The following is a 13371-nucleotide window of genomic DNA, read 5'->3' on the forward strand; positions in this document are numbered from 1 at the left end:
GCCGGATCACCTTCTCCTGTCGGGTTTGCGCGGGCAGGTCGAAACAAAGCCGCAATCAGTCCGGCCGCGCCCATCGCCAGAACGGTTCGTCTCGGCGCCGATGGCTTGCTCTTGTCGACGGGCATCACGGCACTCCGGAATATGGTGATCACCATAGTATGGCGATCGCCATAGCCGGGTCAAGGCAAACGTGATACTTTTCCGGCATGACACGCAAGACTGACGCTCGCGCTCGCGCGATTGCCACGGCCGAACGGCTGTTTCGCATCCAGGGCTACACCGCGACCGGACTGACCCAGATCCTCGAAGAAAGCGGTGCGCCCAAGGGATCGTTCTACTTCCACTTTCCACGCGGCAAGGCACAACTCGCGGAAGAAGCAATCGATCAGTACGTCACGAATCGAATTGCCGTCTTGCAGAACATCTCGGCCGAAACGACCGGTCATGCGCTGGATTTCGTGCGTCGGCTCTTCAGCACGTTTGCGGCTGAAATGGTCGCTGCCGATTTCCAGTACGGGTGCCTCATGCAAAACCTGGCCAACGAACTGCCCGCGCTCGACGCCGAGCTGACCGAGCGGGTCGCGCGGGGGTTTGCCGATTCGACCGAGGTGATCGCGGCGCATTTCAGGGGATGCGGTTTTGCTTCCGCGCGCGCATCGTCGGCCGCGGCAGCGTTGGTCGCCGCGCTCGAGGGTGCACGCACGATCGCGCGCCTGGAACGCTCGCCGGCTGTATTCGACGCGCTGGCAGACGTCAGCAGCCAAAGGTGGGGGGCTTCCGAAGAGTGATCCGCCCCGATGTTGTCGTGACGAGCCGTGCCTTCCGCCCATCCCGGGGACATTGCCCGTTGTCGTGATGCTGCACCGCCCGAAGGCCACAAGACTTCCAGCCTCCCTCGCGAACGCCGAAGCCACAGATCAATGCGAATGACCGAATAGTCGAGTCACGACGCCGCGCAGCCACCGGTTGCCGGCCTCGTGGTGGTAGCGCGCGTGCCAATGCTGCCGCACCGCGAAGCCATCGACCGGGATCGGGCATGCATGAACCGCCAGATCGCTGGCCTGGGCCAGCGTCTCGCCGATATGACGCGGTAGCGTCGTGATCAGGTCGGTCGTCTGAACGATCGCCCCCAACCCGAGAAACCCCGGCAATTCCAGCACCACGTCTCGCTCGATGCGCGCCTGCCGCAACGCCTGTTCGAGCAGTTGCGCCCCGGTTCCCGCCGTAATCGCGACATGCCCTTCCGCCCGATATTGCTTGACCCCGAGCCGGCCGCGAATCCGCGGGTGGTGCCGATTCACCAGACAAATCCAGTCCTGGTCATACAGCTTCTGCTGGTAAATGCCACCGCCCAGCCACGGCACATAGCCGATCGCGAGATCGGCTTCGCCGGATTCGAGCGCCCGCTCCGTATTGCCGTCGATCCGTGCAGCTTCCAGCCGGACGCCCGGCGCCTGCGCCCGGACATGGGCCAGTAGCCGCGGCAACAGCGTGACGTGGCTCGCATCGGTCATGCAGATGCGAAAGCGTCGCTGGGCGGTCGCGGGATCGAACGCGATCTCCCATGCAGTGAAGCGCCGCAGCGATTCGAGGATTTCCCGGCATGGCCCGATGAGCGCGTCGGCTTGCGGCGTCGGCGCCATGCCGCCCGGCGTGCGGATGAAGAGCGGATCGTGCAGGTGTTCCCGCAAGTGGCCGAGCCAGATGCTGACCGTCGGCTGGCTCTGGCCGAGTTGCTCGGCGACGCGCGTGACGCTGCGCACGTCGTACAGGAGATCGAATAACTGAAGCAGCTTCAGGTCCGGCAGATCGGCGGGCATCGTCGCATTATTGTCCATGGCAATGACGTCATTGTATCCATTGCATTGTCGGCATGAGCGACGGCTCCTATCGTGAGGCCATACGTCAAGGAGACACCATTGAAAATCGCGATTCTGGGAGCTGGCGCACTGGGCTGTGCGATCGGCGCCACCCTCACCGAAGGCGGTCACGAGACCTGGCTGATCGACCGCTCGCCCGCGCACGTCGATGCGATGCGCCGTGACGGCCTGCGGGTCGACGACGCGCGCGGCACGCGGCAGGTACGCGTGCACGCGACGACGCAGGCTGCCGAAGTCGGCGCGGCCGACCTGGTGGTGGTGCTGGTCAAGTCGTTCCACACCGACGCGGCCATCCGCGGCGCCCTGTCGCTGGTCGGGCCCGATACCGTCGTGCTGTCGCTGCAGAACGGCCTCGGCCACGAGGACATCCTGAGCGACGCCGTCGGCCGCGAGCGCGTACTCGCGGGCAAGACCTACGTCGGCGGCGTGCTGCGCGGGCCGGGTCATATCGAATCCGGCGTGATCGGCAAATACACCTACATAGGCGAACTCGACGGCCGCATCACGCCGCGCGTGCAGGCGATCGCCGCCGCGTTCGATGCGGCCGGCCTCGCGACGACGATCAGCGACAACATCGTCGGCACGATGTGGGACAAGCTGCTGGTGAATGTCGCGACGGGCGCGCTGACGGGCCTCACCGGCCTCACCTACGGGCAGCTCTACGACGAGCCGCTGCTGAAGGCGACGTCGCTCGCGGCGGTCGCCGAGGCGATCGCGGCGGCGCAGGCGGCCGGCGTGAAACTGTCGATGACCGGTCCCGAACAGGCATGGACGCTCGCCGCCGAGGGGCTGCCGGCCGCATTCAAGACCTCGATGCTGCAAAGCCTGGAGAAAGGCTCGATCACCGAGATCGACTTCATCAACGGTTCGGTCGTGCGCTGCGGGCAGCGCTACGGCGTGCCGACCCCCGTCAACGCCACGCTCGTCGCCTGCATCAAGGGGCTGGAGCGCGCGATGGCCGATCGCCAACGCGAGGAGGCAGCCGCATGAGCGCCACGAAAGCCTATCTCGAACACGTTGCGATCTGGGTGAAGGACATCCACTGGCACATCCGTTTCTTCGAGGACGTGCTCGGCATGACGCTGCGCGAAGTGGACGGCACGCTCGACGCGCCGCGGCAGTACTGGACGCTCGGCGGCCTGCAGTTCATCCACGCGCCGGAACATGACGGCCCGGAAGGCCGGCTCGCCCATCTCGGCGTGATGTGCGAAGACCTGGAGGCCGCGCTGGCCGCCGCGCAGCGATTCGACGTGACCGAGATGCCGCAGGGGCGCAACTGGATTCGCCTGCCCGACGGGCTCGCCGTCGAACTGATTCAGGCCCGGCCGGCTTCCTGCGTCGCGCAGGCGCTGGCGATCAACCCGCGCGCGGAGGCATGACCATGGCGATCGTCGAGAAATACTGGGACGATGCCCGCGAAGGCGACACGTGCACGAGCCCGACCTACGTCGTGACCAAGGAGCGCATTCTCGCGTATGCTGACCTCACCGGCGACCATACGCCCGTTCACGTGGACGAGGCATACGCGAACGCGAGCCATTTCGGCTGCCTCGTCGCGCACGGGCTGTTCGGCCTGTCCGTGGCCGACGGCCTGAAGACCCAGAGCGACTACCGCTTCCTGCCGGGCATGTCGCTCGGCTGGACCTGGGATTTCCTGCTGCCGATCAAGGTCGGCGACGTGCTGCACGTGACGTTCCGCGTCGGCTCGATGCGGGCCAGCAAGAGCCGCCCGGACTGGGGCATCGTCGTGCTGCCGTCGGAACTGATCAATCAGGACGGGCAGGTCGTTCAACGCGGCGAACATCGGCTGATGGTGCCGCGCCGTCCGGAGGCACCGTGATGCAGGCTCGTCCCCTCGAAGGCATTCGCGTCGTCGACTACAGCCATTTCCTCGCCGGCCCGTATGTCGGGCGCTGTCTCGCGGCGCTCGGCGCCGAAGTGATCAAGGTCGAGCGTCCCGGCGCCGGCGATGCCGGACGCCAGCACGCGACCGTGCTCGACGACCAGCAAAGCGGCTACTTCCTGCAGCTCAACATGGGCAAGCGCGGCGTGAGCGTCAACATGAAGGACCCGCGCGGCAAGGCGTTCATGCAGCGGCTGTGCGACTCCGCCGACGTCTTCATCGAGAACTATCGGCCAGGCGCGCTGGACAAGCTCGGGCTCGGCTATGAAGAACTGTCGGCGCGCAATCCGGGCCTCGTCTACTGCTCCATTTCGGCGTACGGCCACACCGGTCCCGATGCGCATCGCGCAGGCTTCGGGCTGATCGCCGAAGCCAAGAGCGGGATCATGCAGATGGTCGGTACGCCGGGCGAGCGCCCGCCGCTGCTGCGTATTTCGCTCGGCGACATGTACACCGGCATTCATGCGGTCGCGGCGATCAACGCCGCACTGCTCGGGCGCGTGAAGAGTGGCCGCGGGCAGCACGTCGACATGGCGCTGTACGACACGCTGGTGTCGATGCACGAATACGCGGTGCAGTGCTACACGCTGAAGGGCGTGCTGCCCGAGCAAACCGGGCACGACATGCCGACGTCGACACTCTATGGCGTGTTCCGCGCCGCGGACGGCGATCTCGTGATCGCCGCGCAGGTGGACGACGCGTGGAAGCGCTTCGCCGCGCTGATCGCGGCGCACGGCGGCCCGGCGGGTTTCGGCGCCGACACGCGGTTTCACGACAGCACCGGACGCAACGCGCACCGCGCGGAGATCCTGTCGGTGGTCGAGCCGTGGGTGGCCGCGCGTTCCGTCGCGTCGGTACTCGACCTGCTGGACGGCATCGACGTGCCCTGCGCGAAAGTGCAGCGCATCGACGAGGTGTTGAACGATCCGCAGATCCAGGCCCGAGGCATGGTCGTCGAGCAACAGCATCCGCGCTACGGGACGCTGCGCCTGCCCAACCTGCCGTTCCGGTTTTCCGATTGCGATACGACGATTCGCGACGTCGCGCCCGATCTCGGGCAGCACAACGCGGAAGTCGCACGTTCTCTCGGGTTCGATGCGGCCGAAATCGATGCGATGCAGGCCGACGGCGTCCTCTATTCGAAAGCGAGCCAACGATGACTGATCAATACGCGGTGATCGGCAATCCGATCGGGCATACGAAATCCCCGCTGATTCACGGCCTCTTCGCGCAAGAGACGCGGCAGGACCTCCGCTATACGGCGATCGAGGGCCCGCTCGAGCCGGCAGGCGCTTTTGCTGCCGCGGTGCGTGCGTTTTTCGAGGGCGGCGGCAAGGGCATCAACGTCACCGCGCCGTTCAAGCTCGACGCGTTCGCGATGTCGGATGAACGCAGCGAGCGTGCGCAGCTCGCGGGCGCGGCCAACGCGCTCAAGTTCGACGGCGATCGCATCCTGGCGGACAACTTCGACGGCATCGGACTGGTTCGCGATATCGAAGCGAACCTCCATCTGCCGATGGCCGGCAAGCGTGTGCTGGTGCTCGGTGCGGGCGGCGCGGCGCGCGGCGCGCTGTTGCCGTTCCTCGAAGCCGGCCCGGCGGAACTCGTGATCGCGAATCGCGACGTCGACAAGGCGCGCGCACTGGCCGCGCAGGTCGCCGGGCGCGGCCCGCTCGTGGCCGGCAGCTACGCGGACCTCGCGCGAATGGGACGTTTCGACCTGGTCGTCAATGCGACGTCGGCCAGTTTGACCGGCGACCTGCCGCCGGTCCCGCCGAGCGTGTTCAGCCCGACGGGAACCGCTTACGAACTCGCCTACGGCAAGCGGCTCACGCCGTTTCTCCGGCTCGCGAAAAACGCCGGCGTGCACGGGATCGCCGACGGCGTTGGCATGCTGGTCGAGCAGGCGGCCGAGGCGTTCGCATGGTGGCGCGGTGTGCGCCCCGCGACCAGTTCGGTGATCGACCGGCTAGCCGTGCCGTTCGACTGAACACCCGATGGGGATCGGCATGCAGGCGATCCCGATGCACGACGGCATCGAGCGCGACGGGGGCGGCAGGCGCGATCGGGTAGACTCGGCGCGTCCATACGAACGCGCCGCGCCGAGCGACCGTGCCTTGCCGCCGCCCTCTTCCCACGCCCGAGACCGTGCCGAACACCGTCATGCCGGACACCACGCGCCCCGCTCGCCTGAACTTCGCGCTCATGTTGCCGCTGCTGCTGGCGGCCCAGCCGGTGGCGACCGACAGTTACCTGCCGGCGCTGCCTGAAATCGCCGCGACGCTGGGCTCCGCCAGCGTCAGCCTCACCGTTTTCGCATTGATATTCGGTGTCGGACAGTTGCCGATGGGCAGTCTGTCCGACCGGTTCGGCCGTCGTCCCGTCTTGCTGACCGGCCTGGCGCTCTATGCGCTGACCGCATTGGCGGCAGCGCTCGCGTCGACCGCCGCGATGCTGGTGGCCGCGCGGGCGATGCAGGGCTTTGCCATGGCCGCGATACTGGTATGCGCCCGTGCGACCGTGCGCGACCGGTATTCGGCAGGCGACGGCCCGTACGTGATGGCGCGCGGTTTCATGGGAATGGGGATGATGGCGTTCCTCGCCCCGATCGTCGGTGCGTATGTCACGCAGCATGCCGGCTGGCGATGGGTACTCGCGGGGATGAGCCTCTACGCGTTCGGCTTGCTCGTCATGTGCTGGTACGGCTTCGAGGAAAGCGCCGCCAGAATCGCGCCGCGCCGGAATTCGACCGGGGACGTGCGCGAGATATTCGGCAATGCCTCGTTCAGGGTATGGACACTGCTGGCCGCGTCGACGTACACCGGCATGTTCTGTTTTCTGCTGCTTTCTCCGACGATTTACATCCGGCAGTTCGGCATCTCGCCCCAGCGATACGGCTGGATTCCGGCGAGCGGGACGCTCGTCTATGTGCTGAGTACCTTTGGCTGCCGGCAGTTGCTGCGACGTCAAAGCATGCTGCGAACGGTGCGCCAAGGGGCGACGTTGAGTCTTTCCGGGGCTGTGATCCAGGCTTTGGGGTGTGCGCTGCTTCCCGGCAACATCTGGCCGCTGCTCGTCGGGCATGGCGTGTATTGCCTCGGCCACGGGATTCATCAGCCGTGCGGGCAGGCAGGCGCGGTCAGCGGCCTCCCTCATCTTGCCGGCCGCGCGGTATCGTGGTCCGGCTTCATCATGATGTTCTTCGCTTTCAGCGTGGGACAGACGGCGGCGGTTTTCACCGATCCGCGCTATCTGTCGGGCGCGTGGCCGATGGTGGTGCCGATGCTTGGCGTCGGCGTCACGCTGGTTACGATTGCGTTTGTGTGGTTGCCGAGAATTGGTGACGCGAATTTGGGGGTGGCAGCGGTTCCGGCGCGGGCGGCGGATGGGCGGTGAGTTGGGGCGGAGCGGTAATCAAATGGACTTGCCGAACGTGACGCTCGGCAAGAACGCTACCATCATCGGCGCATCCATCCGGTGATGCAGCAGTACCTGCACCCAGTCCGACAGGCGACGCGAGCGAACCTGCGCTCGCGCTTTTTCGGATCGACCGCTGCCGAGCCGCTGCGGTCAGTGGTATCGACCGATAGCCGTCGTTCATTCGCTTCTAAACATCTGCGCAGTCACCATTTAGCTGTTTGTAATTCGTACTCCTGCGCTTATTAAGCGCTGCAGAAACTGATTCCGTGCCACAGATGCGCTAGCCCAAAGATTGACAAGTTCCCCCTCCCAAAGAAGAAATGTGGCTCTTAGCGGTATGTAGATGTATGCGCTCATGCCGCAACGAAGCACTGTGGCGCAACACCCAAGCACGTCATCTGCTTCGCTGGCCTCGAAGAGTTGGCCAAAGCCGCCCCACGGGTTTAGCTTGCCGGAGCATGTCGATTCCATTTCCTCCAATAGTGAATTCTCAAGCTCCCCATACCTCGACCAATCCGTGACCTGGAGCAAACAGGTTCTCGGCGGCTCAAGATAGCTGCGAATGCCGTCGACAATCACGGAAGCTGCCCCATCGGTTTCCGGCACTGCGAATTGCAAATACGATGTGCGGCCTAGTCCGGCCTTCCCGTACGGCGCTTCAATACATTCTTCGTTTTTCAGCCACGTCGAACAATCTGAAGGGGACAGCGATTTCATGTCGGTACCCGAGCATGTTGCGCAAGTAGGAGGTAGATCCAATTGTCGACCAATTAAGTGGTCGCGTCTAACGTCTGAAATTGGCCGCACGTGAAACCGCAACGGCATCCGCCGTGATCTTAGAAAGGGAGAAACAAGTCGTCCTTCGGATACGGCAGCGCCAGTTCCGGCATGTCATGCCTTCCACAATATCGAGTTGACGTGGTTTCAGGATCGCTTGGTATTCCTGAGCCATCAATGATTTTGCATTGGAACAGAGTCACTACGTATTCGACGCGGTCGCCACGTGGATACGTGTATCGAAACAGTCGTCCGCCAAACACGCCGAGAATGCCGTGAATGCGGATTGCATATCCGGTTTCCTCCATGACCTCGCGGAAGATAGCCTCTTGCGGGCTTTCGCCCAGGTCAACTCCACCAGCGGGAAGACTCCACGCCTCTCCAGACGACTTCTCCTGAAGCAGCAATTTGCCTTCATGGTCGTGAATCACAGCTGCAACGGACGGACTCAAAATCAGATCGCTTCCAACCTTCTTTCTCAGCCGACTCATGTAGCTTTCGTTATCGATCTGCTGTGCCCCCCCCACAATGAGATTGTGGCCGGTCCGATTGTCTGGGATCCCAGCAACTTTGTCGAATGTCTCAAAATGGCCGTCAGCGGAATCATGCGTCTTGCATCGCTGGGCGAACGAGCATCTAGGCAGCAGTGGCCTGAACAAGACGCAGACCCCACCCAGTGTGCAACGTACCGTCTTCGCTTTGCATGGGCGCGAACGCCGACAACAGTTCACTTTTGAACTGTGCGCGCGCCGCTTCCGACATCCGGTCGGTATCGTAGGTGTCCAGCATGTCCAACCACAGCTGCTCGGGTGTAGGTGCCCAGTCGATTTCGATGTCTTCAAAAGCCACATCAACAAAATCGGGCTTTAGTAGTTCTTGCCACCCCGCTTCACTGCGTGTGCGCGCATCACCGAGCCGCAACTCTGTGAGCTGATCCTTCGCGATTGGCTTGAAAATGTTCAAAAAGACTTCGCCGACCTTGCCAGTCAAAAAGCTCCGCCCGACGATAGCGGAAAAGCTGCCGCCGTCACGCAATACCCGGCGAATCTCTCGAACAACTTGTTCGATATCATCCATCAACATGAGAGCCATGTGCGACAGCACGTAATCTACCGAGCCGCTATCGAGCGACACGTCTTGTGCACGCTCGTTAAGCAATCGTATTTCGTGCGGCAATATTCCCCGAGCCACGCTTAACTCGCCATCGCTCATGTCTATACCAATTAGCTTCGTTGCTGCATGCCCCCTGTCGTTCAGAATTTGCAGCAATGGCCCATCACCACACGCCAGATCGAGCACAGTCCGCGACATCGCGTCATTCGGTACACGATTCGCCAGCGCGTGATAGGAGGACGGGTATGCTGCCTGCGCAGATCGTGCAGGTCGATTACCGTAGGCTCGACGCGTTGCTCCTGCCCGGCGGCGGTGAAAATCTTTCAAATATATTTCTGCGTGCGAGGTCATTCTTGCGCCATTCGATTGTTCGCTAGTTGGGAGCACTCGTGACTCTAAAGGCTGAACCCCGAGCGGATTGTCGACGAACCAGATCACGATGTCGCACATCTCAAAATGGCCGGCAGCCGCCCCCCACCGCCCCTGCGACGTTCGACCGACAACCTCGGACCGTGGCTGTGCAGCTCGGCGTCGAGCTATGTGACGGAACAGTGGATTTCGCCAGACGGCGGGGCTCATCATGCGCTGAGCGTGCTGCGGCGCTACCCCTCTCGGCATCGATCCTGCCCTGCACGCCCGGCCCATCAACGCGACGTCCCCTCGTCGCGCCCTCCCCCCGCCACCAGCACATCCGACAACTTCAGCACCGGACAATGCGCCCCCGCGCCCGCAACGGCATCGCGGTACGTCTCCGTAACAGCCGCCGCGATCGCATGAGCCGCGTCGACGCCTTCGGCCATCGCCGAGTAGTACGACAGGTCCTTGAGCGCGTTCGCCATATGGAACGGCAGCGCGGACGTGTCGCCGGTCTCCAGGAACGGACGCATCCGGTTCAGCGCGGCGCCGCCGCCACCGCCGTTGGCGAGCACGTCGGCGAGCACCGCGACATCGACGCCCGAGCGCTTCGCACACGCAACAGCCTCCGACAGCAGCGCGATGGTCCCGAGCGAAACATAGTTATGCAGCAGCTTCATGCTGTGGCCGGCCCCGACATCGCCGACGTGCGTGATGTTTTCCGCGAAGCACGCGAGCACCGGCCTGATCTCCGCGAACAACCCGGGCGTCGCGCCGACCAGCAGGTTCAGCCGGCCCTCGTGCGCCTCCCTGGCGCCGCGCGTCATCGGCGCATCGACGAAGCGCCCGCCTGCCGCTTCGACGAGCCGCGCCATTCGGACGGTCGACTCGGGCACGGCGGTCGAACAATCGACGACGATCGCGTTGTCCTTCAGGCCGGCCAACACGCCGTCTTCACCGGTGAGCACCGCTTCCACTTCGGGCGAACCCGTCACGCAGAGGATGACGACGTCCGCTTGCGCGGCCAGTTCGCGCGCGGTCCGCACGGTCCGCACGCCGCCGCGCAGCAGTTCGTCGAGCGGCTGGTTGCCCGGATGCTCGACGACCGTGAGCGGATAACCGTGCTTCAGCACGTTGCGTGCAATACCATGCCCCATCAAACCCACGCCGATCAGGCCAATCTGCTGTTTCATGTCATTCCCGTCAAAAGATGGCGCCACGGCGCAGCACCGCGGCGAAATGGATTGCCGTTACCGCTCGACCAGCCGCGCCGGCAGCAGCATCGTGAGCACGATGCCCAGCAACAGGCACCCCACCATCACGAACAGCGGCGCGGCGAGACCGCCCGACATCTGCTTCAGGTAGCCGACCGCATAGGGCCCGAAGAAGCCGCCGAGGTTCCCGAACGAGCTGATCACAGCGATGCCCATCGATACCGACGCGGTGCCGAGCGCCGCGGTCGGCATGCTCCAGAACAGCGGCGGAAACGAGATGAGCCCCGCGTTCGCGATACAGAGGGCGAACATGCCGAGCCACAGCTGATCGTGCCAGACGACCGACAGCCCGAGCCCGGTCGCGCCCATCAGCAAAAGCGCGGCGACGTGCAGCCGCCGCGCGCCGCGCCGGTCCGCGCTGCGTCCGAACAGGACCATCACGACCACGGCCACCGCGTTCGGCAGCGCGGCGAGCAAGCCGATGACGAAATCGCTGCCGATGCCCATCTGCTTGATCATCGTCGGCGCCCAGAATGTATAGCCGTAAATCGCGAACACGTCGAGAAAGTAGATCACGCAGAACGCCCATACGAGCCAGCTCGAGAACAGGCCGCGGTGCTCGACCGACTCGGTCGTCGCACGATCTTCCGTCAGCACGCGCGCGAGGACGGCGCGATCCGCGGGCGAGAAGCGCTCGCTGCGCGTGACGTCGTCGTCGAGCCCCTTCCATACGTAGAAAGCGGCCAGGAATGCCGGCAGCGCCTCGAGGATGAAGATCCATTTCCAGCCCGGTATCTGCATCGCCCCGTCGAAATACTGAAGAATGAAGCCGGTCAACGGCGATCCGATCAACCCGGCCAGCGCGAGCGCCGCATAAAACATCGACAGGATCCGCGCGCGCCGCCGCCCCGGGAACGAACGGGCCATGTAGAGCACGATGGCCGGAATGAAGCCGGCCTCGGCGACGCCGAGCAGAAAGCGCATCACGTAGAACTGCATCGGCGTGGACACGAACGCCGTCAATCCCGACACGACGCCCCACGACACGACGATCCGCGTGATCCAGCGGCGCGGCCCGACGCGCACCAGCAGCATGTTGCTCGGCACCTCGAAGATCACGTAACCGAGAAAGAATATCCCCGCACCGAAGCCGAACACCGCGTCGGAAAAGCCCAGATGCTGGCTCATCTGCAGTTTGGCGAAGCTGACGTTCACGCGATCGATGTACGACGTGACGTACGCGAACATCAGGATCGGAAGGATTTGCACGGCGAGCCGACGAAAGATCCGGTCCTCCTGGGCGAGGTCGTGCGCCGATGCCGGGGCGGCGAGCTCGCCCGGGTTGCAGGTCGCGTCGATTTCCACGTTTGTCTCCGAAAGTTCATGGATGGCCCCGCGTGCATGCTTGCGTCGTCACGCGTGCAGTCGCTGTCGATATAGGTGTGTGCGACAGGGGACGGTTCGAATCTACCCGGCTGCCCCGCCCACCCGATATGCGAAATCCTTCAAGCGGCACTTCGAATATCTCGAACGCACGCGCGGGCAGCCATCGTACCGTGCAACGCACAAGCCATCGGAAACGGATTCCGCCCGTTGACCGCCCGCACGACACGGGCCTTCGCGGCATGACGGCGGCGTCGCGGTGTGCGGCGCACCATTCGCGGGCGGTCAGAGCCAGTCAGGGTTAGCACCACTTCGCCCGATACCGTCGCGCGCGGCGATGGATGACATACTTGCCGCAGTTTCAATCGGAGCCTGCGCTTGTTCGATCTCACGTCCCTTGCCCTGTTCGTCCGTGCCTCCGAGCTGGGCAGCCTGTCGCGCGCCGCGCAGCAGTCCCACATGTCGCTGTCCACCGCGAGCCGCCGGATCGCGCTGCTCGAGCATCACTTTCGCGTGGTGCTGCTGAACCGCACGGTGGCCGGCGTCGAGCTCACGCCCGCCGGCGAAGCGCTGTTGCGCCACGCGACCGACCTGCTGCTGCGCACCGATGCGATCTACAGCGAACTATCCGACTATACGAAAGGCGCGGTCGGCCGCGTCCGCGTGTTCGCGAACATCTCGGCGATCAGCCAGGATCTGCCCGATCAGTTGCGCACCTTCTCGCAACGCTATCGCGACATCAAGCTGCAGATCAGCGAGCTGAGAAGTTCCGACATCCTGCAGGCGCTGCGCGAAGGCCGCGCGGACGTCGGCATCGTCACGTCGCGCACCGCACCCGAGGGCATCCACCTCGCTCCTTACTGCATGGACCGCGCCAGCGTGGTCGTCCCCGACGACTACCCGCTCGCCGGCGATTCGATCGACTTCAGCGCGTTGCTCGACCACGATCTGGTCGCGCTCGACGACCGCTCGGAACTCACGCGTTCGCTCGTCAGGGAAGCGGCGCTGCTCGGCAAGTCGGTCCGTTTCCGCGTGCAGGTGCAAAGCTTCGAAGCCATGTGCCGGCTGATCGCCGCAGGGCAAGGCATCGGCATCCTGCCCGAGCGCGCGGTCGCGCTGTTTCGCGAACCGATGCGCCTGCGTTTCATTCGCCTCAACGATCCATGGGCGAACCGCGTCATGTCGGTCGGCATTCGCGCCGGCGCCGTGCCGCTGCCGACGCGCAAGCTGTTCGAGTTCCTCGCATCGTTCGCGCCGCCTTCGCTCGTCGCCGGTGAAGCCGGGCAGTCGAACGACTGACCGCGCCGCCCCACGTCGGCGCGCGCCC

General features: G+C 64.5%; 13 protein-coding genes. 8 read left to right on the forward strand and 5 right to left on the reverse strand.

Annotated elements, in window-relative coordinates:
• The first annotated feature begins 206 nt into the window (after positions 1-206).
• The gene (locus CFB49_RS33970; RefSeq protein ID WP_089493571.1) at positions 207-788 is read left to right on the forward strand and encodes a TetR/AcrR family transcriptional regulator; all 582 of its coding nucleotides are present in this window, start codon (positions 207-209) and stop codon (positions 786-788) included.
• A 129-nt stretch (positions 789-917) separates the two neighbouring features.
• Here CFB49_RS33970 and CFB49_RS33975 read toward each other — a convergent pair whose 3' ends face one another.
• Entirely contained in the window at positions 918-1838 is a 921-nt protein-coding gene (locus CFB49_RS33975; RefSeq protein WP_069619927.1) for a LysR family transcriptional regulator, read from the reverse strand.
• A gap of 81 nt (positions 1839-1919) precedes the next feature.
• Here CFB49_RS33975 and CFB49_RS33980 point away from each other — a divergent pair, with 81 nt between their 5' ends.
• The 6 genes from CFB49_RS33980 to CFB49_RS34005 all read left to right on the forward strand — a co-directional run bounded on the left by CFB49_RS33980 (position 1920) and on the right by CFB49_RS34005 (position 7179).
• On the forward strand, positions 1920-2870 hold the full coding sequence (locus CFB49_RS33980) for a ketopantoate reductase family protein (protein WP_089493572.1): 951 nt from the start codon (positions 1920-1922) through the stop codon (positions 2868-2870).
• Complete coding sequence (locus CFB49_RS33985; RefSeq protein ID WP_050015379.1) at positions 2867-3259, forward strand: VOC family protein; 393 nt, start codon at positions 2867-2869, stop codon at positions 3257-3259. Before CFB49_RS33980 ends, CFB49_RS33985 begins: the two co-directional genes overlap by 4 nt.
• A 2-nt stretch (positions 3260-3261) precedes the next feature.
• A complete protein-coding gene (locus CFB49_RS33990) occupies positions 3262-3720 on the forward strand; it encodes a MaoC family dehydratase (RefSeq protein ID WP_089493573.1) in 459 nt (152 codons plus the stop codon).
• Positions 3720-4943, forward strand: coding sequence for a CaiB/BaiF CoA transferase family protein (locus CFB49_RS33995; protein WP_089437970.1), 1224 nt, complete (start codon positions 3720-3722; stop codon positions 4941-4943). The genes CFB49_RS33990 and CFB49_RS33995 overlap by 1 nt, the downstream gene beginning before the upstream one ends.
• Positions 4940-5773 (forward strand): shikimate dehydrogenase, encoded by an 834-nt coding sequence (gene aroE / locus CFB49_RS34000; RefSeq protein WP_089437971.1) that lies wholly within the window; start codon positions 4940-4942, stop codon positions 5771-5773. The genes CFB49_RS33995 and aroE overlap by 4 nt, the downstream gene beginning before the upstream one ends.
• Before the next feature lie 173 nt (positions 5774-5946).
• Positions 5947-7179 (forward strand): MFS transporter, encoded by a 1233-nt coding sequence (locus tag CFB49_RS34005; RefSeq protein ID WP_089493574.1) that lies wholly within the window; start codon positions 5947-5949, stop codon positions 7177-7179.
• A gap of 860 nt (positions 7180-8039) precedes the next feature.
• Here CFB49_RS34005 and CFB49_RS34010 read toward each other — a convergent pair.
• The 4 genes from CFB49_RS34010 to CFB49_RS34025 all read right to left on the reverse strand — a co-directional run bounded on the left by CFB49_RS34010 (position 8040) and on the right by CFB49_RS34025 (position 12026).
• A complete protein-coding gene (locus CFB49_RS34010) occupies positions 8040-8471 on the reverse strand; it encodes an NUDIX domain-containing protein (protein ID WP_089493750.1) in 432 nt (143 codons plus the stop codon).
• Between the two features lie 145 nt (positions 8472-8616).
• Positions 8617-9543, reverse strand: coding sequence for a class I SAM-dependent methyltransferase (locus tag CFB49_RS34015; protein ID WP_249190423.1), 927 nt, complete (start codon positions 9541-9543; stop codon positions 8617-8619).
• Between the two features lie 194 nt (positions 9544-9737).
• Entirely contained in the window at positions 9738-10640 is a 903-nt protein-coding gene (locus CFB49_RS34020) for an NAD(P)-dependent oxidoreductase (RefSeq protein WP_089493576.1), read from the reverse strand.
• Between the two features lie 57 nt (positions 10641-10697).
• Positions 10698-12026 (reverse strand): MFS transporter, encoded by a 1329-nt coding sequence (locus tag CFB49_RS34025; protein WP_089493577.1) that lies wholly within the window; start codon positions 12024-12026, stop codon positions 10698-10700.
• A 396-nt stretch (positions 12027-12422) separates the two neighbouring features.
• Here CFB49_RS34025 and CFB49_RS34035 point away from each other — a divergent pair, with 396 nt between their 5' ends.
• Complete coding sequence (locus CFB49_RS34035; protein WP_069619917.1) at positions 12423-13343, forward strand: LysR family transcriptional regulator; 921 nt, start codon at positions 12423-12425, stop codon at positions 13341-13343.
• The last annotated feature ends 28 nt before the right edge of the window (positions 13344-13371 follow it).

This window comes from Burkholderia sp. AU17457, assembly GCF_002223255.1.
Lineage (GTDB): Bacteria > Pseudomonadota > Gammaproteobacteria > Burkholderiales > Burkholderiaceae > Burkholderia > Burkholderia sola.